21 protein-coding genes and 1 pseudogene are annotated in these 23,606 nt (G+C 61.0%); 6 read left to right on the forward strand and 16 right to left on the reverse strand.

Annotation, left to right across the window (positions count from 1 at the left end; all coding sequences use genetic code 11):
* Positions 1-36 precede the first annotated feature (36 nt).
* On the reverse strand, positions 37-999 hold the full coding sequence (locus tag sS8_RS16935) for a nucleotidyltransferase domain-containing protein (RefSeq protein WP_119632858.1): 963 nt from the start codon (positions 997-999) through the stop codon (positions 37-39).
* Positions 1,000-1,154: 155 nt separating this feature from the next.
* Positions 1,155-1,466 (reverse strand): hypothetical protein, encoded by a 312-nt coding sequence (locus tag sS8_RS16940; protein ID WP_119630691.1) that lies wholly within the window; start codon positions 1,464-1,466, stop codon positions 1,155-1,157.
* A 192-nt stretch (positions 1,467-1,658) separates the two neighbouring features.
* On the opposite strand from sS8_RS16940, the gene sS8_RS29590 reads away from it, so the two are divergent.
* Positions 1,659-2,132, forward strand: coding sequence for a pilin (locus tag sS8_RS29590; RefSeq protein ID WP_179952378.1), 474 nt, complete (start codon positions 1,659-1,661; stop codon positions 2,130-2,132).
* A 90-nt stretch (positions 2,133-2,222) separates the two neighbouring features.
* Here the strand turns inward: sS8_RS29590 and sS8_RS16950 are convergent, their stop codons facing one another.
* Positions 2,223-3,761, reverse strand: coding sequence for a cytochrome B6 (locus tag sS8_RS16950; RefSeq protein WP_119630693.1), 1,539 nt, complete (start codon positions 3,759-3,761; stop codon positions 2,223-2,225).
* Positions 3,762-4,044: 283 nt separating this feature from the next.
* Between sS8_RS16950 and sS8_RS16955 the strand changes: the two genes are divergently transcribed.
* Complete coding sequence (locus sS8_RS16955) at positions 4,045-4,230, forward strand: hypothetical protein (protein WP_119630695.1); 186 nt, start codon at positions 4,045-4,047, stop codon at positions 4,228-4,230.
* A 100-nt stretch (positions 4,231-4,330) separates the two neighbouring features.
* Here sS8_RS16955 and sS8_RS16960 read toward each other — a convergent pair whose 3' ends face one another.
* The 11 genes from sS8_RS16960 to sS8_RS17010 form a co-directional block, all read right to left on the reverse strand.
* On the reverse strand, positions 4,331-5,296 hold the full coding sequence (locus tag sS8_RS16960) for an IS110 family RNA-guided transposase (protein ID WP_084161956.1): 966 nt from the start codon (positions 5,294-5,296) through the stop codon (positions 4,331-4,333).
* 363 nt (positions 5,297-5,659) lie between these two features.
* Positions 5,660-6,772 carry a class I SAM-dependent methyltransferase gene (locus sS8_RS16965; RefSeq protein ID WP_170161133.1) on the reverse strand — a complete coding sequence of 371 codons (1,113 nt, stop codon included), beginning with the start codon at positions 6,770-6,772 and terminating at the stop codon, positions 5,660-5,662.
* A 31-nt stretch (positions 6,773-6,803) separates the two neighbouring features.
* Positions 6,804-8,177, reverse strand: a complete 1,374-nt coding sequence (locus tag sS8_RS16970; RefSeq protein ID WP_119630699.1) for an FAD-dependent monooxygenase — start codon at positions 8,175-8,177, stop codon at positions 6,804-6,806.
* The gene (gene kynU, locus sS8_RS16975) at positions 8,167-9,615 is read right to left on the reverse strand and encodes a kynureninase (protein ID WP_197716548.1); all 1,449 of its coding nucleotides are present in this window, start codon (positions 9,613-9,615) and stop codon (positions 8,167-8,169) included. Before kynU ends, sS8_RS16970 begins: the two co-directional genes overlap by 11 nt.
* Positions 9,612-10,430 carry a cyclase family protein gene (locus tag sS8_RS16980; RefSeq protein ID WP_170161134.1) on the reverse strand — a complete coding sequence of 273 codons (819 nt, stop codon included), beginning with the start codon at positions 10,428-10,430 and terminating at the stop codon, positions 9,612-9,614. Before sS8_RS16980 ends, kynU begins: the two co-directional genes overlap by 4 nt.
* On the reverse strand, positions 10,427-11,437 hold the full coding sequence (locus sS8_RS16985; protein WP_119630703.1) for an amidohydrolase family protein: 1,011 nt from the start codon (positions 11,435-11,437) through the stop codon (positions 10,427-10,429). Before sS8_RS16985 ends, sS8_RS16980 begins: the two co-directional genes overlap by 4 nt.
* Positions 11,438-11,543: 106 nt before the next feature.
* Positions 11,544-11,870, reverse strand: coding sequence for an endonuclease domain-containing protein (locus sS8_RS16990; protein WP_119630705.1), 327 nt, complete (start codon positions 11,868-11,870; stop codon positions 11,544-11,546).
* Between the two features lie 165 nt (positions 11,871-12,035).
* A complete protein-coding gene (locus sS8_RS16995; RefSeq protein WP_119630707.1) occupies positions 12,036-12,548 on the reverse strand; it encodes a 3-hydroxyanthranilate 3,4-dioxygenase in 513 nt (170 codons plus the stop codon).
* 15 nt (positions 12,549-12,563) lie between these two features.
* Complete coding sequence (locus sS8_RS17000; protein WP_119630709.1) at positions 12,564-12,983, reverse strand: RidA family protein; 420 nt, start codon at positions 12,981-12,983, stop codon at positions 12,564-12,566.
* 255 nt (positions 12,984-13,238) lie between these two features.
* Complete coding sequence (locus sS8_RS17005) at positions 13,239-14,684, reverse strand: aldehyde dehydrogenase (RefSeq protein WP_119630711.1); 1,446 nt, start codon at positions 14,682-14,684, stop codon at positions 13,239-13,241.
* Positions 14,685-14,686: 2 nt separating this feature from the next.
* Entirely contained in the window at positions 14,687-15,487 is an 801-nt protein-coding gene (locus sS8_RS17010) for an SDR family oxidoreductase (RefSeq protein WP_197716549.1), read from the reverse strand.
* 326 nt (positions 15,488-15,813) lie between these two features.
* On the opposite strand from sS8_RS17010, the gene sS8_RS17015 reads away from it, so the two are divergent.
* From sS8_RS17015 to sS8_RS17025, 3 genes are all read left to right on the forward strand, one after another.
* Positions 15,814-18,723, forward strand: coding sequence for an FAD-binding and (Fe-S)-binding domain-containing protein (locus sS8_RS17015; protein WP_119630715.1), 2,910 nt, complete (start codon positions 15,814-15,816; stop codon positions 18,721-18,723).
* A 309-nt stretch (positions 18,724-19,032) separates the two neighbouring features.
* Entirely contained in the window at positions 19,033-19,521 is a 489-nt protein-coding gene (locus tag sS8_RS17020) for a hypothetical protein (RefSeq protein ID WP_119630717.1), read from the forward strand.
* Complete coding sequence (locus sS8_RS17025; RefSeq protein ID WP_145986577.1) at positions 19,518-19,868, forward strand: hypothetical protein; 351 nt, start codon at positions 19,518-19,520, stop codon at positions 19,866-19,868. The genes sS8_RS17020 and sS8_RS17025 overlap by 4 nt, the downstream gene beginning before the upstream one ends.
* A 269-nt stretch (positions 19,869-20,137) precedes the next feature.
* Here sS8_RS17025 and sS8_RS17030 read toward each other — a convergent pair.
* Positions 20,138-21,102 (reverse strand): annotated as a pseudogene (locus sS8_RS17030) (IS110 family RNA-guided transposase).
* Between the two features lie 799 nt (positions 21,103-21,901).
* The gene (locus sS8_RS28225) at positions 21,902-22,039 is read right to left on the reverse strand and encodes a hypothetical protein (protein ID WP_170161135.1); all 138 of its coding nucleotides are present in this window, start codon (positions 22,037-22,039) and stop codon (positions 21,902-21,904) included.
* Between the two features lie 378 nt (positions 22,040-22,417).
* Between sS8_RS28225 and sS8_RS17040 the strand changes: the two genes are divergently transcribed.
* Positions 22,418-23,599 (forward strand): ScyD/ScyE family protein, encoded by a 1,182-nt coding sequence (locus tag sS8_RS17040; protein WP_119630723.1) that lies wholly within the window; start codon positions 22,418-22,420, stop codon positions 23,597-23,599.
* The last annotated feature ends 7 nt before the right edge of the window (positions 23,600-23,606 follow it).

Here is a 23,606-nt window from a genome sequence, read left to right on the forward strand (position 1 = left end):
TTTACAGAATGCGGGGCCGAAATGTAACAAAGGTCATTATGTTTGCCTATCCGGATGCGGGGAGTTCGCCCAGGACACGACCTTGATGTACTCCCCCGAAGCTTCACGGCTGGAGCCGACGACGATGCGCCGCTTGCCGGAGGGCGACTCCTCCAGCAGTCCCGAGATCTCCACGGTTTCTCCGGCCAGAGCCTGACCTGCGTAGGTGTGGGTAAAACTGACGGCTTCCGCGAACTCGGCATGGTTCAGTCGGTACCGTGCCGGATAGTCGAATGCGCATGCCGCATCCGCGACTTCCGCTCGAATCAGGATGGGACCGAGCTTGCGGACAGGACCCGATTCCATCGATAGCGGCTCGGCGATCAGGGTGATGTCGAACTTCGTTCCCCCGATCATCGCCTTGTTCAGCTTGCGGCGTTCGTGCCGGAGGAACTCTTCGAAGCCGAGCGCGCAGCCGCGGCGGTCGTAGGCGTCGCGCCATGCCGCATCATTCAGTTCTTGCAGTTCTCCGGACCCGATCAATCGTCCGACGATGTCGCGAGCCTCGAAAAATGCCTTGCGTCCGTAGATCACGAAATCGAGGTCGGACTTCGGCGTTTGTACGCCGATCAATAGAGAGCCGGTCAGACCGATCCGCCCAATTTCCACGCCGAGCGCGCCGAATTTCTGCAGCAAGCTCACCGCTTTTCTTTCGATCTCGTCCCGCGGCTCCGAATTCAGCAATTCACGCACGCGCTCTCGGGGCCGGTAATGCCGACGTATGTCGGCCAGCGGCACGGCATGCAGGCGTGCGTCCAGCCGTTCCGACAAAAACAGATACCGGGGCGCCCGTGACTGCAGGTAAGCGTTGGCTTGGTCAGTGCCCATTTTGGCCAGTTTTCCTCCGATGGGAGCATATCGGAGAAAACAGAGCACTCGATCGTCCTCGGGCAAACCGTCGACGACGGCGAAAATCAATCCGTCATGGGTTTCGATGAAATCGCGCGGTTGGTAATTCACTGCGAACTCGGTCGTTGAAAATAGGAAGGGGAACAATGGCTAAGTAGACTCCTTTCCCGACGTCGCGGCTAAATCCAGCGTCTTGTCGGCAAGGGATTGCCGACCTACGAAGGCTTCGGGATTTCGGGGGAAACCGGCCGACACCGGTCCGAGGTCTAGGGAATCGATGCCGGATCGGGGGAATCCAGCTGGGGGCCTTCCGGCCACTGCCGCAGGAACTCCGCTGCGGCGCGGCGGGCCTCTTCGATGCGCTTCGGCTTGCCGCCCCAGGCGGCGACCAGTTCGGCCGCCGATACCATCCCGCATTTGCCCGCGCCGAAATCGATCTTGTCCCCGGGGAGCAGATCGCGTTTGCCGTTTCGGGCAAGAAAGCGTAGCACCGGGCTTCGCCCGTCGCCGCGATTCGTCAGATAAAGCTCGCCGATATCGGCATCGGCGAGTACCAGAAAGTCGATTTTTTCGGTCATGTATCGCGCTCCTTCCGCACGTCACATCTTAACGATCTTGCGGCAGATTCTGACCTTACCCGCGTCACATTTTGACATCGAAACCAGGCCCGCCTCCGCGGTTTACGCCTGAAACCCGGATTCTTCCGTGTGGCACGGCCGTTGCACTATTCCGATTGCGCATCACGCACTACCACTACTAGGAGGAAGTTTATGTCATCCATACAACGTACCCAAAAAGGTTTCACCTTGATCGAACTGATGATCGTCGTGGCGATCATCGGCATCCTGGCGGCGATCGGTATCCCGGCTTACCAGGACTACCTCAATCGCTCGAAAGTCCTCGAAGCGGTCACCGCGGCCGGCGCATGCAAAACCGGCGTCATGGAATACGCGGCGGCCACTAGCACGTTGCCTGCTAGCGCGGCAGAGGCCGGTTGTTCCATCGATCCAACGCAGTATGTCCAGGAATTAGCGGTTGCTGCCGGCAAGATCACCATTACGCTGCGGAACGTGCACACCGACGTAAACGGCGCTACTCTCGTCCTCAGTCCGACAAACGATTCCGATCCGCCCGCGACTGCGGCCGCCAACGGCGACTCGATTCTCGGATGGCACTGCGGCACCAGTGCCGATCCCGCGCACTACAAGTATTTCCCGGCCAACTGCCGCAAAGAAGTCCTGTAATCCTCGGCAGTCCCCGAAAGCCCCTCACCCGAGGGGCTTTCTTTTTTTCGAAGGTTCCCGAACGCCGTTCGGGAACCTTAAAGCAAAGCTTCACAAAGCCCGCATGAACGCCGCCAGGTCCGCTTTCTCCTGCGCGTTCAGTTTCAGTTCCAGCACCAGGTTGAAAAATTCCACCGTGTCCTCCAGGGTCAGGCAGCGTCCGTCGTGCATGTAGGGCGGGCTGTCCTTGATGCCGCGCAGGGTGAAAGTCTTTATCGGTCCCGTAGGCGCCTCGTTGACGAAGCGTTCGAGGCGGAGGTCGTGCATGCGGTCGTCGAGATAGGCGGGCGGCATATGGCATTCGGCGCATTTGCCCTTGCCGAAGAACACTTGCTCGCCGCGGCGCTCGGCATCGGTGGCTTTCGCCGGATCGAGCCGTCCGCCGGCGACGTCGAGCTTGGGCGCCGGCGGGAAGTCGAACATGTTCTGCATCTGCGCCATGTGCGAAACCTGGACCCGGTCGAACTGGGTAAAGCCTTTTTTCATGGCGTGGATCGGATCGCCGTTGAAATAGGCGGTGCGGAATTCGAATTCGGTGAAGTCCTCGACCGAGCGGAGACTCCGCTTGGAACCGTGCAACTGCTGATTGTACATGCCGCGCAGGCTGACCGTGTCGAGACGCAGGCGCCGTTCCTGCGGGCGGTTATCCGGGTTGAGGTGGAATTGCCCGGTGGTATGGCCGTTGATATGGCAATCGAGACAGGTGACGCCGAGGCTGGGCTGCTCGCTCTTGCGGTCGTCGGTGGGATTGAATTCTTCCTGGGGAAACGGCGTCAGCAGCAAGCGCAGTCCGTCGAGTTGCACGGGTGTCAACAGGTCCTTGAAAAGCGCGTAATAGTTGTTGATCGAGACCACTTCGCCGCGCGAGACGTCGCCCAGTTCCGGCCGATTCTGCAGGAACATGGCGGGCGGAAACTCCGGCAGGAAGGCATCCGGCAAATCGAACTCCACGTCGAAGCGCTCCAATCTCGGGAACATCTCGATCTGCATTTTCGGGAAGACCTGGCCGCCGGTGGCTTGCTTGGGATGCGGCAGCGCGGGATAGGGAAACACGCCCTTCTTGCGCATCTCCTCGGGTGTCATCGCGGCCAGCGATTCCCAGGTGACGCCGTCGCGCAAGCGCGCGGTAGGCCCCACCGGAACCGGCTTGCCCCGCGACATTTTCGCCTCGGGATGAAAGCGCGGGGTCAAGTCGTAGCGGCTTTCCAGCAGTTTTCGCTGATCCTCCATGATCTTGGGCTTCGCCGCCTTGTCCTCCTTCATGATTTCCTCGAAAGTCCGCATGGGCTTCTTGGCATTGAGGGGGTCGCGGTAAAAATCGAAGCCCAGCACCTTGCCCTGGTCGGGCTGGCTGCCAAAAGCATCCGAGGAGGGTTGGGCGCTGGTCGCGCGGAAAGCCTCGGAGCGGTCATGCGCCGACTTCTGCGATTCCGGCCGGTTGGACGCGGCGGCTTTCGGCGTTTGCGCCTCGGCCACGGCATCGAACGGCTTGCCGCCGACCGGGCCTGCCGTCATCGCCAAGAAAAGAACCGGGCAGCCGGCCCCGAGACCGGCTGTCCTCATCGAGATCGCCTGTTTCCGGAATCGCATACACGTCTCCTATTGCGGATAAACTTAAATCCGGCAGTTGGATACAACCTGAAAAGCGCCAGGCCCTCATCCCCGGCCCTTCTCCAAGACCCTCACCCGACCCTCTCCCAAAGGGAGAGGGCGTTTTGAAGTTCAGGGGAAGGGCGTTTAGCCCCTCGCCCTCCGGGAGAGGGGGTGGGGTGAGGGAATGCGGCGGCTGATGGGGCATTGCGGTCATTTCGGTAGTCAACTGCGGTTTTTAGGATAAATCGATCGGAATCCTAAAAAAGCTCTGACATTCGGAATGAGTATTCGTCGCGAGCCCGGCGAAGAACGCGATCAGGGCTTCCCTAAATTGGAATCGCCGATCGATCCATTGGTTCCGATGATTCGACGGGACAATGGTCGGGAATCCTTTCCCGGCGTCGCGGCCCGGTCGAGCGTCTGTGTCGGCAAGGGATTGCCGACCTACGACCGTGCCACCTTGTAGGTCGGGAACCCTTTCCCGACGGCACAGCCCGGTCCGGCGTCTTTGTCGGCAAGGGATTGCCGACCTACGATCGGGCACCCCGTAGATACTGTTATCCGGGTCAAGTGCCATGGAGTGCTGGATCGAAGGGTTTTCCGGACTTGAGGACGCCGAAAGCGACCTGGAGGAGCTTGCGCATCATGGCACCGATGATGAGCTTGGCGGGCTTGCCCGAGAGCGCGAGCCGGTTCTTGAAGGGCTGGCCCCAAGCGGTCTTATACAGGATCACCATGGCTGGCATGTAGAGGGCTTTGCGCAAGAAGGCATGGCCGACCTTGGACAGCCGCGGCTTGGTTTTCACGCTCGTTCCGGACTCCTGCCGGCGCGGGTCGAGCCCGGCGAAGGCGACGGCTTGTCGGCTATTGGCGAAGCGGCTGGGCTCGGCATAGAAGGCGAGCAGAATGGCGATGGTGCGTTCCCCGATACCGGGGATGCTCTCGAGTAATTCGCGCTTCCCCTTCAGATCGGGGTTAGAGTCGATGTGCTCATTGATGGTTTTGATCAGGCTCTTGATCTGCTGATCGAGCCAATTCAGGTGTTCTTGAATGTTGGTGCGCACCGCGTCCCGGGCGACCTCCAGGCGGTTACTTTCCTGGGTCCGCAGGGCTTGCAACGCATCCAGACGCAACACGAGCGCGCGCAAGGCGATTTCGGCTTCGCTTCTCGCCTGCCAGGGAGGCGGATGGCGCTCGGCGCAAAATTCGGCGATGAGGCGCGCATCGACGGCATCGGTTTTGGTCCGGGTTAAGCGGGAAGCGGCATAGGCTTTGATTTGGGCAGGGTTGATGACGCTGACAGTGAACCCTTGGGTAGCCAAGCACTGGGCGACGTCTTCCCAATACACCCCAGTGGCTTCCATACACACGTGAACATTCCGTGCCTCTGGGCCGGTGAGCCAAGTGACGAGGGTGGCGAACCCGTCTTGGGAGTTGGCGATGACTTTGGTTCGGAACTTCCCGTTGGGGAGGCGTAACGCGCAGTCCAGTTTGGCTTTGGCGACATCAATTCCGAGATAAAACGTGGGCATCATGAACCTCAAATGATCTACCTTGTGAATGCGGGCTGCCGGCAAGCCGGGCCGAAGATACTGTTCGATCGCTCGATGAGGGTGAGCGACTGCTGCATCGATCTACGCAACGGGCTTGGTGTCCCAAGGGCGGGAACGGCATCCAGTCGCTCAAACCTGGAGCGCCCTCCAGGCCTGTGGTGACCGGTCGGGAGTCTTCTCCAACCCCTTCCGAACCACACGGAATTCATAATACAAGGTCGGGAATCCTTTCCCGACGTCATGGCTCGGTCGAGCGTCTTTCGTCGGCAAGGGATTGCCGACCTACGATCGGGCACCCTTGTAGGTCGGGAATCCTTTCCCGACTGCCGTTTCCGGGATTAATCAGGCATCGGCCTTGGCAATGGTCATGTAAATGTGCACGCAGTCCATGCCATGGTTCGCGGGATTCTCGCGCACGAGGTCTTCATAGGCCCGGTAGTAGCGATCGATGATGCCTTGGCGTTCTTCGGCCGGTCGGTCCGGGGAGAGGGCGCCGAGGAAAGTGCTCTCGGTCCAGGAGCGCAGGGTCGGGATGTACTCCCGGGCGAAGCGCGCGGCGTCCCCGTGTCGGCGGAACTCGGCGGCGAACGGACACGGCACGATCCGGGTTTCGCTTTGCTCTAGGCGCAGGCCGGCGCGATACACGGCGCTTCCGGTATCGGTCAGCGGCCGGGTGAATTCGTCCACTGTCTTGTAATACTGCGGCAGGGTCATGCGCACGTATTCCTCCGTGCCGATGACGCCCTCCGCGGCAAATCGCCGCCAGAGTTCGTTGAAGGTATCGAACATGTTGATGCCGCCGGTATTGCCGAGATAGCGGCCGGCCTCGTCCTTGACGAAATTGACCAGCACCAGCCGCCCGCCCGGCGCCAGTTCGCTCGCCCGCTGCAGCAGGATGGTCTCCCAGTCGCGCCGGCCCTGTTCGGCGAAAGCGGCCAATTCGGCTCCCGAGGCGCCTACGGCATGGATATGGTCGCTGATGTCGCAAGGCTTGCGGCTGAGCCAATGCATCGCGGTCGCCGAGAAGCCGAGGTCCAGGGTTGCGGCGGGGAGGATCCGGCGGTAGAAGGAGGTGGCCGAAGCCAGCACGTACACGTCTTCGGCCTGGTCGAGGTAGCTCGGGAGCGGGGTCAGACCATGGACGATGCGGAACAGGCTGTTGAAATCGTTGCGGGGCTGGTCGGTGTAGACCACCGAAATCGGCCGCTCCGGCCAGCGGGCGCGGGCGGTGCCGATCGCCTGCCGCACCAGGTCGAGCGAGGTGCCGCCGTCGGCGCAGCCCATGTCGGAGAAGGTGAAGGGCAGGGCCGGAGCCCGGTCCGGCAGCCGGGAGATCGCATCGATAATCAACGGGATGGCGCTGTCGATCACGTCCTTGGCGCCTTTGGTGACGGTCGAATAATAGCCGTCGCCCCGCATGGCGACGTTTACTGCGTGCTTGCTCTGATCGGCCATTTGCTCTCCTCTTGTTGATTGGAATGAAAGGCTAGTAGTCATTGTACTCGGTCATTGAGGCTGCCGGCTGCAGGCGTTCCGCGACGAGCCGGTCGGCCAACGCGAGATCCGCGTCGTCCACGCGGTTTATCGGTTTCGACAGCCGCTCGATGATCCCGGCCTGGATATCGCCCCGTGTTTTGGCGACGGCATAGGGAATGCGGTGAAACATGACCATGGCGTAGCGCGGGATGAACCGGCCGGGATGGCGCTCCTCGAGCAGCCACTCGATGTGCTTGCGCAAGTGAAACTTGGGGTCGCGGACGGAGTCGCGCATCTCCACGTAGTTTTCCAATGCCATGTCGGCAATGGCCTCGGCGTTCGGCTTTCTCCGGGCTTCGAAGTCGAGATAGAGGCTTTCGAAGTCCTCGTGCTCGTCGAGCAGGCGGTCGAGGACGACGCAATCCTCGAAGGCGCAGTTCATGCCTTGCCCATGAAAAGGCACCACCGCATGGGCGGCATCGCCCAGGATCAGCGCCTTGTCGGCGACATGCCAGGGAAAGCAGCGGATCGTGCCCAGGACCCCGGTGGGATGGTTCAGGAAATCATGAACCGGGTCGGCCATCAGGGGAAGCGCGTCGGCAAACTCGGTCTCGAAAAAACCCAGGACGGCCGGTTCGTCCGCGAGCGTCCGGAAACTCTCGGGACCCGAATGCGGCAGGAACAAGGTGGCGGTAAAACTGCCGTCCCGATTGGGCAGGGCGATCAGCATGAAGTCGCCGCGCGGCCAGATATGCAGGGCATTCTTCTCCAACGCGAAGCTGCCGTCGGGCCTCGGTGGAATGGCCAATTCCTTGTAGCCGTGCGGCAGATGCTCGTCGCGGCAGTCGATGCCTTTCTGAACAATCATCACCCGGCGCACCGCCGAGCCCGCGCCGTCGGTGCCGATCACGGTCTCGAACGGGACGGTGCGCCGGTGTCCGTCCGCTTCCCGATGGAGTTGCAGGAGCCGGTCCTTGAAATCCAGTTCCTCGCATTTTTCGCCGAAAAAAAGCTGCGCTCCGGCGGCCTCGGCCCCATCGAGCAGGATCTTGTTGAGCACGGCTCTTTCAACCGAATAATGGACCGCGGATTCGTCGCGGCCGTAAGGCTGATAGAGCAGATTGCCCTCCCGGTCGTGAATCATGCGGCCCGGCATGGCGACCAGATGTCTTTCGATTTCGCCATACAGCCCGACCGCCTTCAGGGCATGAATGCCGCGAACGGACAAGGACAGATTGATCGAGCGGCCCGCCGGTATCCGGTGTTTGCGCATGTCCGGCAGGCGTTCGAAAACCCGCACGGGAAACCGCCGCCGGGCCAGGAATACGGCGAGCAGACACCCGGCGAGTCCGCCGCCGATCAGCGTGATTTCTTTAACCTTCATCGTCGAGTACTCCCTCGAGCCGCTCCACGAAATCGAAGACCTCGGCGTAGCGGTTGTAAAACGGGACCGGCGCCACGCGGATCACGTCGGGTTCGCGCCAATCGCAAGCGATTCCGGAGGCGATCAAGGCGTCGTAGACCTCCTTGCCCGGCTTGTCGAAGCACAGGTCTTTTTCCCTCACCCTAAATCCCTCTCCCAGAGGGCGAGGGACTTGAACTCCCCTCTCCCGAACTTCAAAACGCCCTCTCCCTTTGGGAGAGGGTCGGGTGAGGGTCTTGGAGAGGGGCAGGGGGTGAGGGCATGGGGCCGGCGTATGTCCGCCATCCCCTTTCAGCCTGATCGAAAGCTGGCAGCCCCGGGCGTTGGATTCCGATGGCGTGAGAATCGTGATCCGGTCTCCACAGCGCTCGTTCAGTAAAGCCTCCAGATAACCGGTCAAGCTTTCCGACTTCGCCCGCAATGCGTCCATTCCCGCCTGATCGAACAGATCCAGTGAAGCGAGCAAAGGTGCCAGGGAAAGGATAGGCGGATTGCTGAGCTGCCAGCCCTCGGCGCCGGGCAAGGGGTTGAACCTCGGCGGCATGACGAACCGGGTGGATTTGTCGTGTCCCCACCAGCCGGCGAAGCGGGGAAGATCGAAGCGTTCGGCATGGCGCTCGTGGACGAAGCAGCCGGCGACCGCTCCGGGTCCCGCGTTCAGATATTTGTAGGAACACCAGACGGCGAAATCAGCGTTCCAGTCGTGCAGTTTCAAGACCAGATTGCCCACGGCGTGGGCCAGGTCGAAACCGACCACGCAGCCTTTCCGGTGCCCGCTCTCGGCGATTTCGGCCATGGCGAAGGCTTGTCCCGTGTAGAACTGAAGGCCCGGCCACAGGATTAGCGCGATGCCGTCGCCTTCCCGTTCGATGAGATCCAATACGTCCGCCGTGCGTAGCGCCGCCTCGCCCGGACGTGCCTTGGCCTCGATCAGCGATTCGTCCGGATCGAAGCCGTGAAAGGCGATCTGGGATGCCACGGCGTAGCGGTCCGAGGGGAAAGCGTGCTCCTCGATCAGGATTTTGTGGCGTTCCGGCGTCGGACGGTAAAAGCTCACCATCAGAAGATGCAGGTTGACCGTCAGCGAGTTCATCGCCGCCGTTTCGACCGGCAGGGCGCCCACCAGCCGGGCCAGCTTCTCGGTCGCGAATTCATGGTAAGGCAGCCAGGGACGATCTCCCTCGAAGTGGCCCCGCACCCCCATCCGCGCCCACGCGGCCAGCACCTCCTCCGCGTAGCTCCGCGCCGATTTCGGCTGAAGTCCCAGGGAGTTGCCGCAGAAATAAATCTCTTCCGAGCCGTCTTCGCGCTTCGGAATATGGAAGCAATCCCGGTAGGAACCGAGCGCGTCGGCGCGGTCCATCGCTTCGGCGAGTGATCGGTGGGCTTCGAAGCTCATGGAACCTCCACGGGGTAGATCAGCGGCCGGCTGGATACCGCATCGCCGAGGAAAGGCGCGACTTGAAGCTCGAGCAGGTAATGGCCGTCCCGAATATCGTCGGCCGCGAAGACGAGTTCGGTGATCGTTCGGAACGGCGCCTCGCAGCGATTCAACTCGCGCGCGTCGGGCGGCAGTCCCCAAAAAATGCGGTGATTCGACAGCCGGCCCTCGTCGTCCATGCGGTCGACCGACGGAATATCCACCAAGAGATGTTCCACGCCCCGGCGGACGATTTCCGCCATCGCCTCGTTGGAACAATAAGGCGCCGTGACATAGCGCCGTGTTCGTTTGGACGGTGAATTGGGGAGCGTGCGGATGACGAGCGCTTGGTGAAACTCTTCGTCGTCCAGCCTCTTCAGCTTTTCGATGAGCGTCCGCCGGGTAATCAGCCTGTCGTCGTCGGTCTTGTCCGGGATGTAGCTCTCCGGACAATCCGCGCCTTGTTCGGGTTCCACCGAAATCAGGGTGGCCGGAATCCAGGCGTCCTTCAGAATTTCGGTAACCGACAAATCCTGATCCACGATATGGCCCACGCATTCGGTATGGGTGCCGTGGCAGTGGGGAATGAATCGGTATTCCTTCACGTTGCAGCTGCCGCCGCGCCGGGTATCTCCGACGAACCAGGCGTTCTCCACCGTGCGCATGCCGGCGGGCGGCAGGCCGAAGGCGCTGAGTCCTGCGCCGTCGAAGGCGACGGGAATGGACAGGTCGAAGTATTTCGACGAATCGATTCGGAACACCCGTGGCCCGATATGGACGTCGACGGCGGTCATGTGAAGGAATCCGCTGTCATGCCGAGCCATTCCAAAGCGGTGCCGTGAAATAGCCGCGCCTTGGTCGACTGCGGTAGTTCCATCTCGGCGATCATCTTGCCGGGCTGAAGCTCTCCGAGCGGGAACGGATAGTCGGAACCGAGGGCGATGGCATTCTCGCCCAGGAGATCGATCAGGCACTGCAAGAGGTGCGAATCGTTGACGCATGAGTCCACATAGAAGCGTCCCAGGTATTCGCTCGGCCCGACGGCATTATCCACGGCGCAAAGATCGGGACGCACCTCGAAACCGTGCTGAATACGGCCGAAAGTGCCTGGAAACGCCCCGCCGCCATGGGCGAACGCGACCCGCAGCCGGGGAAACTTCTCGAAGACGCCGCCGAAGATCATCGAGCAGATCGCCAAGGCGGTTTCCGCGGGCATGCCGACCAGCCAGCTCAGCCAGTATTTCTTCATCCGCTCGTTGGCCAAGACATCCCAGGGGTGCACGAAGAGGGCCGCTCCCAAATCTTCCGCTGCCTCGTAGACAGGGAAGAAAAGCGTCTCGTTCAGGTTGAGGCCGTTGACGTGCGTGCCGATTTCGGCGCCCGCCAATTTGAGATCGCGGACGCAACGCTCCAGCTCCCGGACGGCGAGACCCGGCGCCTGCATGGGCAGGGTGCCCAGCCCGACGAAGCGCTTGGGAAACTCGGCGACGACGCCGGCGATGTGATCGTTCAGTAGCTTCGAAAGGTCGAGCGTATGCTCCGGTTTCGCCCAATAAGAGAACATGACCGGCACGGTGGAAAGCACTTGAACCTGCACGCCGAATTCGTCGTAATCCTTGAGCCGCGTCCCGGCATCCCAGCAGTTGCTCCGGATTTCCCGGAAGCATTCGCCGTCCTTGAGCATTCGGGCGCAGCCCGGCCGGTAATGATCGAGCTGCATGAATCCGCCATAGCCATACCGCTCCCGAAGATCGGGCCAGTTCTTCGGGAGGATGTGGGTATGGATGTCGATTTTGAGCATGTTTGTTTTCCATGTGCCTAATAATGAGCCGTTCTCAAGCCCCTTCCTTTTTGCGAAGTACCGGTCTTTCTCCCTCTCCCTCCGGGAGAGGGTTGGGGTGAGGGGATTAAACAACTATCGCAATTCGTATTGCCTCCAACACCGCATCAAGATCGTTTAGTACTTCGTGGTTCCAAAACCGCAACACTCGATAACCCAAAGCCTGTAAGTATCGGGTTCGCTGATTGTCCTGTTCCTGTTGCTCGGTATGCTGTCCACCATCGAGTTCAATGATCAGCTTCGGTTCTAGGCTGAGGAAATCTGCGATGTAGGGGCCAATAGGTTGTTGCCGGCGGAATTTGCAACCTTGTAGCTGGCGGTTTCTCAACCGGCTCCACAATAGTTTCTCCGCATCGGTCTGTTGTTTTCGTAGCGCTCTGGCCAGTTGTTTCATCGGAAGAAAACCTGGATTTGATCCCCTCACCCTGACCCTCTCCCGAAGGGAGAGGGAACTTAAGTGTGTAGGATGGGCAAAGCGAAGCGTGCCCATCAAAGCCAGAAATGGATGGGCACGGCCTGCCGGCCTTTGCCCATCCTACCGTGTGCCGTGAATGTGTATTCAAGGCACCTCCATCACCGTCCCGCACTTCTTGCACGTCCGGTTTTCCTTGCTCGAATAGAACCGCTCGAAAACTGGGGGTAAGTCTTTCTCGATGTTTTCGAGTTGGAAATACTCCTCGTAGAGCAGATTCGAACAGTTGTCGCAGTACCAGAGGAGACCGTCTTTTTCCGAAGGTCTTCGTTTCCGCTCGATGACCAGCCCTACCGTGTCGGCGAAACGCTGTGGGGAATGGGGGATGCGCGGCGGTAGCAGGAAGATATCGCCTTCCCGGATGCGGATGTCCTTGGGTTTCCCGTCCTCCATGATCTTGAGAACCATGTCGCCTTCGATCTGGTAGAAGAACTCCTCGCCTTCGTCGTAGTGATAATCCTTGCGGCGGTTGGGTCCGCCCACCACCATGATGATGAATTCCGTGTCCTCGAACACCTGTTTGTTGCAGACCGGGGGCTTGAGCAGATGGCGGTGTTGGTCTATCCACTCACGGAAGTTGAAAGGCTTGAGTTCTCTCACGGCGATTCTCCGCTTTCATTCGATGGTCGCGATGCACTTCAGCTCGATCGCGATGGGGGTCGGCAACCGCGACACTTCGACGGTCGTCCGGCAGGGCTGATTGGTCCTGAAGTATTCCGCGTAAAGTCGGTTGTAAGCCGGAAAATCCTTTTCCATATCGGTCAGGAAAACAGTGACGTCCACCAGCTTGTCCCAATGGGAGCCCGCTTCCTCAAGGATCAGCCGCACATTCTCGAACACCGAGCGGCACTGCGCCTCGATATCGTAGGCCGCGATGTTCCCGTCCTCGTCCAGCTCGACGCCCGGAATCGCCTTGCTGCCGCGTTTTCTCGGCCCGACCCCGGACAGGAACAAGAGATTGCCCACTCGTCTCGCATGGGGATAGAGCCCCACGGGTTCCGGTGCTTTGTCCGAGTCGATACGCTGACCCGTCATGCGCACTATCCTCCGAAACTAATAGTCAAGAAAGTAAAGAGCCCCCTCTCCCTCTGGGACAAATCGGCAGGGCGAGGCGCAACGCGACGAGCGGGCAGGCCAGGGATGGGCTGCCCCGGACTCGCGAGCGAAGCAGGACGGCGTCGCGTGGCGAGGCCGATTTGCACGCGCGAGCGCCGCTTGCGGCTCCGCACAGGGGACGTGCGGAGTGATTGGGTTGGGGTGAGGGCAATTCGAATAGGGCTTTACCTTCCTTTACGCACAGTAAACGCAGACGTTCTTGGCTTCGGTGAAAAACTTGAGCGCCTCGAAGCCGCCTTCCCGCCCCACGCCCGATTGCTTCATGCCGCCGAACGGCGTCCGTAGGTCGCGGAGCAGCCAGCAGTTGATCCAGATCACCCCGGAATGGATCCGGTTCGCGAGGCGATGACAGCGCTTGAGGCTTTCGCTCCAGACCGTGGCGGAAAGTCCATACATCGTGCTGTTGGCATACTCGACCGCTTCGTCTTCGTGATCGAAAGGCATCAGGGTGACCACGGGGCCGAAGATTTCCTCCTGATTGACCCGGCAGTCCGGGGAGAGGCCTTCGATGATGGTCGGCTCGACGAAAAAGCCGTTTTCGCAACGGCCCTCCAGACGCACCCGCTTGCCGCCGGTCAGGATCCGCCCGCCCTCGGTCTGCGCCAGGTCGATGTAGGACAGCACCTTGCGGAGGTGGCTTTCCGAAATGAGCGCGCCGACGTCGCTGTCTCCGCTCAGGGGATCGGCCACGCGCAGCGCCCGGGTCCGTTGCAGGAACTCGTCCCTGAACGTTTCGTAGATCGGCCGTTCGACGAAGATTCGCGATCCCGACAGACAAATCTCGCCCTGATTGAGGAAGGATGAGCGGACCGTGGTACTCACCGCCCGTTCGAAATCGCAGTCGGCGAAGATGATGTTCGGATTCTTGCCGCCCAGTTCCAGGGAGAGCTTTTTGAACTTAGGGGCCGCTATCCCGGCGATCCGGGCTCCGGTTTGGGTACCGCCGGTGAAGGAGATGGCCTCCACGTTCGGATGCTCGACCAGGCTTTGCCCGGCCTTGGCGCCGGTGCCGTGGACGATGTTCAAAACCCCCGGCGGAAGCCCCGCTTCCCGGCAGATTTCCGAGAGGTAAAACGCCGTCATCGGCGTCAGCTCCGAGGGCTTGGCGACGACCGTGTTCCCCGCCGCCAGCGCGGGCGCCACTTTCCAGGTAAAGAGATAAAGCGGAAGGTTCCAGGGCGAGATGCAGCCGACCACGCCGAGCGGCACGCGGAGCGTGTAATTCAGCGCCTGGCTGCCCATGGCGTGGGATTCGGAAAAGAAATGCTGGATGGCGGAGCTGAAGAATTGGAAATTGGCCGCGGCTCTCGGGATGTCGATCTGGCGCGCCGCGCTCAGAGGCTTTCCGACATCGACCGATTCGGCGCGGGCGAGCGCGTCGGCCTTGGCTTCGATGAGATCCGCGATCCGGCGCAGCAGCCTGGATCGCTCTTCCAGCGGAGCCTCGGCCCAGGCGGGAAATGCCTTCTTCGCGGCCGCCACGGCCCGGTCGATATCGGCGGCATCGGAATCCGCTACTTCCGAATAGCAGCGGCCAGTGGCCGGCTCAATGTTTTCGAGGTAGCGGCCGGAGACGGGCGGAACGAGTTCGCCGGCAATGTAATTCGCGATTCGTTGCATATTTACAAGCTCATCGTACGTCCCCCGTCGACGGGCAGGTTGATCCCGGTGATATAGGAAGCCAAATCGGACGCGAGAAAACCCGCCGCGTAGGCGATTTCTTCGGGCTTTCCGAACCGTCCCAGGGGAATCGAGCGTTTAGTCTGTTCGACCACGCCATCGATGGATTTGTTCGAGCTCCGGGCCTTGGCTTCCATGATGGCCCGCAGCCTCGCCGTCTCGGTTGCTCCCGGAAGGATGTTGTTCACGGTGATGCCGAACGGCGCGAGCTCTCCCGCCAAGGTCTTGGCCCAGTTGGCCATGGCGCCGCGCACCGTGTTGGAGACACCGAGCCCCGGGATCGGCTGCTTGACCGAGGTTGAAACGATATTGATGATCCGGCCGAAGCTTTCGCGCCTCATGCCGGGGAGCAGGGCCTGGACCAGGATATGGCTGCAGACGAGATGGCGGTTGAAGGCTTCCGTGAAATCCTCGATCCCGGCTTCATATAGAAGCCCGCCGGGCGGGCCGCCGGTGTTGTTGACCAGGATGTGTATGGGAAGAATCTCCGGCAGGCGTTCTTCCAGGAGCTGCCTCAGGCGATCGGGATGACCGAAATCGGCCACCAGATAGCTATGCTTCCGTCCGTGCGCGGTGCCGAGCTCACCGCAGACGAGCTTCAAGGCCGGCTCGTTGCGGGCAAGAAGAATGACCTCGGCGCCCTGATCCGCGAAATGCATGGCGATGGCCCGGCCGATCCCCTGACTGCTGCCGCACACCAGCGCCTTTTTACCCTCCAGTAATTCCATCGAGATTGCTCCCATCGGTTTTCCGCAAACCTTACAACGAATGATCGGCGTGTGCCATAAACTCGTTTCGCCGGGTCGATCCATGTCGTAGGGTGGGTTAGCCCCTCGGCTTCGCTCGGGACAGGCCCTTCGACTGGCTCGGGACAGGCTCCGCGTAACCCACCGGTTCGAGCTTGCTCGGTGGGTTACGGCGCACCCGAAGCGCAGTGATCGGCAGTCGGGCAGTGCAGATGTGCGCCTAACCCACCCTACGAAATCCCGGTTTGCCGTCAGACCTCGACATGGAAGGCTCTAACCTCCTGGCCTATTTCCGGTCTAAGCAGACAGCGAGACCATCCGTCATGACATCCGAACCGCTATCAAAACTCTTGGTTTTAAGCCGAGCGCTCGAAGGGGAGCTTTTGACCGACCGGCTCTCGCGCCGGCTTTACGCCACGGACGCCTCGCCCCACCAGAAGATGCCTCTGGCCGTGGCGCGGCCCAAGCATCGGGACGATTGCGTGACGCTGATGAGATTCGCTGCCCGGGAACGACTGCCGCTGATTCCCCGCGCGGCCGGAACCAGTCTGGCGGGGCAGTGCGTCGGCGACGGCCTGGTGATCGATTTCACCCGCCACATGAACCGGATTCTCGCGATCGACCCCGAGCGGCGGCGGGCGCGGGTCCAGCCGGGCGTGATCCGCGACGATCTCAACGATGCGCTGAGCCCGTTCGGGCTGATGTTCGCCCCCGATCCCTCCACGGCCAACCGCTGCACGATAGGCGGCATGTTCGGCAACAACGCCTGGGGCAGCCATGCCCTGCGCTATGGCACGACCCGCGATCACAGTCTGTCCGTCGAGGCGGTCTTGAGCGACGGCAGCATCGTCCGGTTCGAATCACTTGGAGGCGAACAGCTTCGGGAAAAATTGGCGCTGGACAACCTGGAAGGGCGGATTTACCGCGCCGTGTATCAGGCGATCGACCGCCATCGGGCGCTGATTCTCGATCGCTTTCCCCGCCCCGACGGCGTTCCCCGCAACGCGGGCTATCCCCTGGACGAGCTGGCGCTCGGGCAGCCCTGGGAATCCGGGGGACCGCCTTTCAATCCGGCTCGATTGCTGTGCGGCAGCGAGGGCACCTTGGCCTTGATCAGCGAAATCGAAGTCGGGCTCGTGCCGCTGCCTGCCCGGCGCCGATTGGTCTGCGTCCAGTTCGAAAGCTTGCCGCAAGCGCTTTCGGCGGTCGCCGTGGTGCTGGGTCATCAGCCCTCGGCACTGGAATTGGTGGACCGGCATATCCTGACGCTCACCAAGACCAATCTGGAGCAGCAGCGCAACCGGTTCTGGATCGAGGGCGATCCCGCCGCCGTGCTGCTGATCGATTTCGTCGACGAAACCGGCGACGGCGTCGACGCCGCGATCGAGGGCCTGATGGCCGAATTGCATTCGCTGAACCTGGGCTATGCCCGGAAAGTGCTCGATTCGCCGCTTCGGGAACGGGCGCTGGCCCTGCGCGCGGCGGGATTGGGCCTGCTCATGGGCATGCCGGGTCCGGTCAAGGCCGTTACCGGCATCGAGGACACGGCGGTCGCGGTCAAGGATCTGCCCGCTTATGCCGAAGCGGTTTTCTCGATCATGGCCAACCATGGTGTAGACTGCGTCGCCTTCGGTCCGGCCGGGCGGGGGCTGCTGCACTTTCGCCCCTTGCTCGATGCGGGCAGCCGGGACGGACGGCATCTTTACCAGTGTATCCTCGAAGAAGTGTTCGAACGGGTGATCCGCTTCGGCGGGACGATCAGCGCCAAGCATGGCGACGGCCGCCTGCGATCGCCTTATCTGCCCGCTATGCTGGGCGAGGAGCTTTACGGACTCTTGCGCCGGATCAAGGCTGCCTTCGATCCTCACGATCTTTTGAACCCGCACAAGATCTTCGACCCTCCGCCGCTGCTTTCGGATCTCCGGGCCCACGAGAACGGGAAACCGGTTGCCGCCGACTTCGATTGGAGCCGCGAAGCCGGCTTAAAAATCGCCGCTTCCAAGTGCAACGGCGCCGGGACGTGCCTGAAGAGCGCCGGGCGCGGCACGATGTGCCCCTCCTACATGGCGACACGGGAAGAAAGACACGGCACCCGCGGCCGCGCCAACATCTTCCGGCAGGTCATGGACAGTTCCGAACCCTGGACGGCGATCAATCGCGAGCTGCTGGGGGAAGTCCTCGACCTTTGCCTGGCCTGCAAGGGCTGCAAATCGGAATGCCCGGCCAACGTGGACATGGCCCGGATGAAGGCGGAATTCCTGCAGCAGCATTACGACCGATCCGGCATACCTTGGCGGGCGCGGATCGTGGGAAACTTCGACCGGCTCAGCCGGTTCGCGGGCTTCGCACCCGCCTTGTCCAATCGCCTGCTGGCGCAGCCCTGGATCAGGTCCCGGCTGGGCTTTCATCCGGAGCGTCCCCTGCCGCCTCTCGCCGACAAGACTTTCAGCCGCTGGCTGAAGCTCCGGCAGCCGGCGCAACCGGCCAGCCGGAATGGCGAGGTTTTGCTGTTCAACGATCCCTTCACCGAATTCTACGAACCCCGGCTGGCGATCGCGGCTTTCGAGGTTTTGGAGCGGTGCGGGTTTCGCGCGGCGGCGACGCCCTGTCTCGAATCGGGCCGGATACAGATCAGCCAGGGGCTCTTGCGTGCCGCTCGGAAGCGGCTGAGCCGGGCGGTCGAGCGGCTTTACCCTTGGGCTGTAACGGGCCGCTGGATCATCGGTCTCGAGCCGTCCGAAATCCTGACCTTCCGCGACGAAGCGGCGGACTTGCCGCAAGGGGAGTCGCTCGGAAAAAAGGCGCGCGTGGTGGCGGATCGCGCCCTCACTTTCGACGAATTCGTCGAACGGGAGATCGGGCGGCTCGACGAAAATCCGTTCGGCGAAGCGCTCAAGGGCAAGACGCTGCTGGTGCACGGACACTGCCACCAAAAGTCGCTGCTCGGAATGCAGCCGCTCTTGAAGGCGCTATCCCTGATTCCGGGCGTAGACGTTCAGCCCATTCCCTCAGGGTGCTGCGGCATGGCCGGCGTTTTCGGCTACGAGAGAGAACACTATGCTGTCTCGCTGGACATTGCCGAACTCATCCTGTTTCCCGCCATTCGAGAGGCCGGAGCCGATACCCTGATCGTGGCGCCCGGCACCAGCTGCCGCCGCCAAATCGCCGACGGATTGGGAGTGCGGGCCTATCATCCGGTCGAAGTGATGGGCATGGCGATGGGGCCGGCTTGAAGATACGAGTTCGCAGGGGCGGTTTTTTGCCTGAGCTCGGCATGTGGCTAGAGTGTTTTCGGTTTGCATTCACGGCGTAGACGCGAATTCATTCGTCTTCAGTGCTCTGAAATGGGCGCATGAATTTACCCTTATACGCGATATGAAAATGCTCAAGACTTTCCGCCGAGACTTGCGAAATTCCTCTCCGGTCAGCTTCCCATAACGCCGATTACGAACTAAAGTTTCATTTCGTGTTGGGCGCGATCTCGAAATTGACCCGCACAAAATGACGGCTTCGAGACGCTCAACCGCTTCTACCGGTCGAAAATGGACGCCATCGTCCCACGCGTCGCTTTGGGCAAAAACCGCGGCAACGCCTTGACCAGCGCCGAGCGCGGCATCCCGCTCGCCAGCCGGCGTCGCGGGCGCGGCCTTCACGTGGCTGATTACGGCAAGGCGGTGGAGCTGTCCAACCTTGCCAAGGGGATACAACATGTCGGCCGGGGAATGATCGTGCTCGACGCCGGGATTCGGCTGCGCGGCGTGCGCAAGAAGTACCTGCGGGGCGAGAACTGGATGCGGGAGGCCTCGGTTCAGGCGACCGGGTTCGGCTTGGGCGGAGCGGCTGGAACGTTGGCTGGTACGGTGACTGTTTCCGCCCTCAGCACCATCGCTTTGGCCGCAACGCCGGTGGGCTGGGTTATCGTTATCGGCGCCGGCTTGGTTGTCGGCTTTGGCGTAGCAACGGTGGTTGATCAGGCCGGACAGAGTCTCGCGCGAGGCTTATGGGATTTGAGCTCCGGAGCCGACTGGTGAAGATGCCGGTCTGGTATATCTGGTCCGTCGTAGCCCTCGTGCCGTTCGCTCTCATCTCGACGACGGTCTTCCGCCGGTGGTCGATGGAACGGATCGAGAAGCAGATCGTCGAAGCCGGTTATCCGCGCCCCTGCCACTGGGATTCCGGGGGCATTCGAATCGGCTTCTATGCCTTTGCCATCGCTTTTCGGAAGATTCAACGTCACCATGCCTACAATCGCATCATCGACGTCGATCTCGTCAGACGCTTTGCAACGCGCGCGGACCGGACGAGAGCTTGGTGTTTTATTCTTATCATGCATCTCTTGATGATGGTCTTATTGATCGGTGGGCTTGTGTTCCGATAACCAGACACGGCCGTAGGGTGTCGGCTCCTCCGATTCAAAGCACGCTGCACGCCGCTGAACTCGTCTGGGCTCCGGGTTCAAGGGAGTAACTGATGGCAACGCCAACTTGGTACATCCGGTATTTGGTCACGCTCATGGCGCTTCTTCACGAACCGGGGCCGGTAAGACGCTGTCCCTAAGCTTATCGTCGCCTGATCTGTGACAAGGAAGATTGAACCATGAATCCTTTGACCTACGACCGAGCCTCCCTGTAGATACTGTTATCCGGGTCAAGTGCCATGGAGTGCTGGATCGAAGGGTTTTCCGGACTTGAGGACGCCGAAAGCGACCTGGAGGAGCTTGCGCATCATGGCACCGATGATGAGCTTGGCGGGCTTGCCCGAGAGCGCGAGCCGGTTCTTGAAGGGCTGGCCCCAAGCGGTCTTATACAGGATCACCATGGCTGGCATGTAGAGGGCTTTGCGCAAGAAGGCATGGCCGACCTTGGACAGCCGCGGCTTGGTTTTCACGCTCGTTCCGGACTCCTGCCGGCGCGGGTCGAGCCCGGCGAAGGCGACGGCTTGTCGGCTATTGGCGAAGCGGCTGGGCTCGGCATAGAAGGCGAGCAGAATGGCGATGGTGCGTTCCCCGATACCGGGGATGCTCTCGAGTAATTCGCGCTTCCCCTTCAGATCGGGGTTAGAGTCGATGTGCTCATTGATGGTTTTGATCAGGCTCTTGATCTGCTGATCGAGCCAATTCAGGTGTTCTTGAATGTTGGTGCGCACCGCGTCCCGGGCGACCTCCAGGCGGTTACTTTCCTGGGTCCGCAGGGCTTGCAACGCATCCAGACGCAACACGAGCGCGCGCAAGGCGATTTCGGCTTCGCTTCTCGCCTGCCAGGGAGGCGGAGGCGCTCGGCGCAAAATTCGGCGATGAGGCGCGCATCGACGGCATCGGTTTTGGTCCGGGTTAAGCGGGAAGCGGCATAGGCTTTGATTTGGGCAGGGTTGATGACGCTGACAGTGAACCCTTGGGTAGCCAAGCACTGGGCGACGTCTTCCCAATACACCCCAGTGGCTTCCATACACACGTGAACATTCCGTGCCTCTGGGCCGGTGAGCCAAGTGACGAGGGTGGCGAACCCGTCTTGGGAGTTGGCGATGACTTTGGTTCGGAACTTCCCGTTGGGGAGGCGTAACGCGCAGTCCAGTTTGGCTTTGGCGACATCAATTCCGAGATAAAACGTGGGCATCATGAACCTCAAATGATCTACCTTGTGAATGCGGGCTGCCGGCAAGCCGGGCCGAAGATACTGTTCGATCGCTCGATGAGGGTGAGCGACTGCTGCATCGATCTACGCAACGGGCTTGGTGTCCCAAGGGCGGGAACGGCATCCAGTCGCTCAAACCTGGAGCGCCCTCCAGGCCTGTGGTGACCGGTCGGGAGTCTTCTCCAACCCCTTCCGAACCACACGGAATTCATAATACAAGGTCGGGAATCCTTTCCCGACGTCGCGGCCCGTTCGAGCGTCTGCGTCGGCAAGGGATTGCCGACCTACGACCGGGCACCCTATCGGTCGGGAATCCTTCCCAATCGCAAACGGCGTCTTCGGGAGCGCCGAAGCCGCCCTTCCCGACGTCACGCTGTTTCCCGCCATTCTCAGGGCCGGAGCCGATACCCTGATCGTGGCGCCCGGCGCCAGCTGCCGCCGCCAAATCGCCGACGGGCTGGGGGTACGGGCCTATCCTCCGGTCGAAGTGATGGACATGGCGATGGGGTTGCCGTTGGGCGGCAGCTATTGTAAAAATCGCTGACGATTTGTGCGCCGGCCTTCCAGTCTTCATCTCGCCTTCTTCCGGCGAATGATTTGATCGATACGGATATGTGAATTTGTCACTGCTAAGCCTCTCGTCTCGCTATAAAACTACACCCAGCGCCAAACCCGTTGCGGCAAGCAAGCCCGGTGGTTTTGCCCGGCACTGACGCTTCGATGAATTGTCCGAAATGTTGAATAAGGAGACTATCAATGGAAGACAAAACGAGTCGAGCCATTAATCCCGCCTCAAACCCGCATTGGTCAGGCTGCTGGCCACGCCGGGAAAGAAAGAGTCTGCCGAAAACACCCAAGCCGCGCTGAGTTCGGCTTCCAAAGGGAGATTGGTATGACCATTCAAACGAATGCCGCTCATGTTTTGAGCGCCGCTTTACCCCCGCAGTCCGCCGCCACGGTACTTGGCTAAGGAACTGCGGGAACACCGCCGCAGCCTGTCGTCTTGGGGCAGGCGAGCATTCTCGCGATAAACACAAGCGCTGCGGCGGAGCATTTCATAATGTTTTCATAGTGCTGATGACAATTTATCAATGCCGCTATCGGTTTGTCCCGGTAAAAAGGAGCGTTCGATCAGCGGCCCGGGTGTAGGCAGGACCGCACCGGTGCGATCGGCATAACATCTGGATTGTGAAGCACTAAGCGAAACCCATCTTGGCAAACAAGGTGTCGGTTACCTTGCGCTTGCGCCAAGATGATTCGTCCGGAATCGTTGATGTAGTTGACAAGGAAACTATTCATGAAAAACCAAATGAATCGAGTCATGCGCAGTAACATCCAGGTGTGGGCGCTCGTTCTTTCGATCGTTCTCCTGGCGCCGAACGGAAATTTTGCGTTTGCCGGGCCGCGCGGGGGAGTTCATCAGGCGCCGGAACCGGCCAGCGACGGCCCTTTTACGGTGATCGCCGGTGGCCTATCCAACCCGCGGGACATTCTCCTCAAGAACGATAAGGCCAGGACGATTTACGTCCTTGAAGCAGGCGTAGGTGGAGCGGGGCCCTGTGTTCCGAGTTTTAACGGTGATTTCGATGATTGTTACGGCGCCACGGCTTCGATCGCGCGCATCGTAAACGGCAAACTGGATCGGCCCATCACCGGCCTGCCTTCGCTCGCGGGTCCTAATGGCGATTCCGCCATCGGGCCCTCGCACGCCGTACTCCACGGGAATTCGCTGTTCGTGAGTTTCGGCAACGCCGGAGATTCCGAACGACGAGCGGTCATTTCACAAGCCGACTGGCGATTCGGACAAATCCTGCGCATCCCCCTTGTTCCACGGGCACCTAGCCATGCGGTCGCCGATCTTTCCGCCTTCGAGGACAAACGCAATCCGGACGGCGAGGAAGGCCTGGAGACGAATCCTTCCGGCCTGGCGTTCGGCCCTGCCCATTCTCTCTACGCGGTGGATGCGGCAGGAAATTCGGTACTCAGGGTCCGCCCGAACCGGCGGGTATCCCTGCGTTACGTGTTCCCGACGCGGGACTTTCCGGCACCGCCGTTCCTGGGTTTGCCGCCGGGTTCCACCTTGCCGGTGCAGTCGGTGCCGACGGTCATCATCGAGGGCCCGGATCGCGCGCACTACGTCGCGGAGTTCACCGGCTTTCCCTATCCCAAGGGCGCCGCACGGGTGTTCCGTTTCGGCCGAACCGGCGAACCTACGGTCTATGCAGACGGATTCACCAATATCATCGATATCGCCTTTGGGCCGGACGGCAGTCTGTACGTGCTGGAGATGGCTACCAACGGTTTGGCGTCACAGGATACGACCGGCGCCGTTATTCGCGTCGCTCCCGACGGAACGAGGACCATCCTCGCTTCTCAAGGGCTGGTGCATCCCACCGCGATCGCGGTCGATCGTTATGGCGAGGTTTACGTCATAAATCATGGCATCTCGGCCCATGAGGCCGAGTTGATACGTCTTTGAAGCGAAA

The organism is Methylocaldum marinum (assembly GCF_003584645.1).
Classification (GTDB): Bacteria; Pseudomonadota; Gammaproteobacteria; order Methylococcales; family Methylococcaceae; genus Methylocaldum; species Methylocaldum marinum.

Bases quoted from the DNA above. Each gene is read 5' to 3' on its own strand.
- sS8_RS16950 (WP_119630693.1), bottom strand. From the start codon at position 3,761: ATGCGATTCCGGAAACAGGCGATCTCGATGAGGACAGCCGGTCTCGGG.
- sS8_RS16955 (WP_119630695.1), top strand. From the start codon at position 4,045: ATGAGTATTCGTCGCGAGCCCGGCGAAGAACGCGATCAGGGCTTCCCT.
- sS8_RS16970 (WP_119630699.1), bottom strand. From the start codon at position 8,177: ATGAAGGTTAAAGAAATCACGCTGATCGGCGGCGGACTCGCCGGGTGT.
- sS8_RS17000 (WP_119630709.1), bottom strand. From the start codon at position 12,983: ATGACGGGTCAGCGTATCGACTCGGACAAAGCACCGGAACCCGTGGGG.
- sS8_RS16985 (WP_119630703.1), bottom strand. From the start codon at position 11,437: ATGCTCAAAATCGACATCCATACCCACATCCTCCCGAAGAACTGGCCC.
- sS8_RS28225 (WP_170161135.1), bottom strand. From the start codon at position 22,039: ATGAGCGGCATTCGTTTGAATGGTCATACCAATCTCCCTTTGGAAGCC.
- sS8_RS16940 (WP_119630691.1), bottom strand. From the start codon at position 1,466: ATGACCGAAAAAATCGACTTTCTGGTACTCGCCGATGCCGATATCGGC.
- sS8_RS17015 (WP_119630715.1), top strand. From the start codon at position 15,814: ATGACATCCGAACCGCTATCAAAACTCTTGGTTTTAAGCCGAGCGCTC.
- sS8_RS17040 (WP_119630723.1), top strand. From the start codon at position 22,418: ATGAAAAACCAAATGAATCGAGTCATGCGCAGTAACATCCAGGTGTGG.
- sS8_RS17010 (WP_197716549.1), bottom strand. From the start codon at position 15,487: ATGGGAGCAATCTCGATGGAATTACTGGAGGGTAAAAAGGCGCTGGTG.
- sS8_RS16960 (WP_084161956.1), bottom strand. From the start codon at position 5,296: ATGCCCACGTTTTATCTCGGAATTGATGTCGCCAAAGCCAAACTGGAC.
- sS8_RS29590 (WP_179952378.1), top strand. From the start codon at position 1,659: ATGTCATCCATACAACGTACCCAAAAAGGTTTCACCTTGATCGAACTG.
- sS8_RS16980 (WP_170161134.1), bottom strand. From the start codon at position 10,430: ATGACCGCCGTCGACGTCCATATCGGGCCACGGGTGTTCCGAATCGAT.
- sS8_RS17005 (WP_119630711.1), bottom strand. From the start codon at position 14,684: ATGCAACGAATCGCGAATTACATTGCCGGCGAACTCGTTCCGCCCGTC.
- sS8_RS17020 (WP_119630717.1), top strand. From the start codon at position 19,033: ATGGACGCCATCGTCCCACGCGTCGCTTTGGGCAAAAACCGCGGCAAC.
- sS8_RS16965 (WP_170161133.1), bottom strand. From the start codon at position 6,772: ATGGCCGATCAGAGCAAGCACGCAGTAAACGTCGCCATGCGGGGCGAC.
- sS8_RS16990 (WP_119630705.1), bottom strand. From the start codon at position 11,870: ATGAAACAACTGGCCAGAGCGCTACGAAAACAACAGACCGATGCGGAG.
- kynU (WP_197716548.1), bottom strand. From the start codon at position 9,615: ATGAGCTTCGAAGCCCACCGATCACTCGCCGAAGCGATGGACCGCGCC.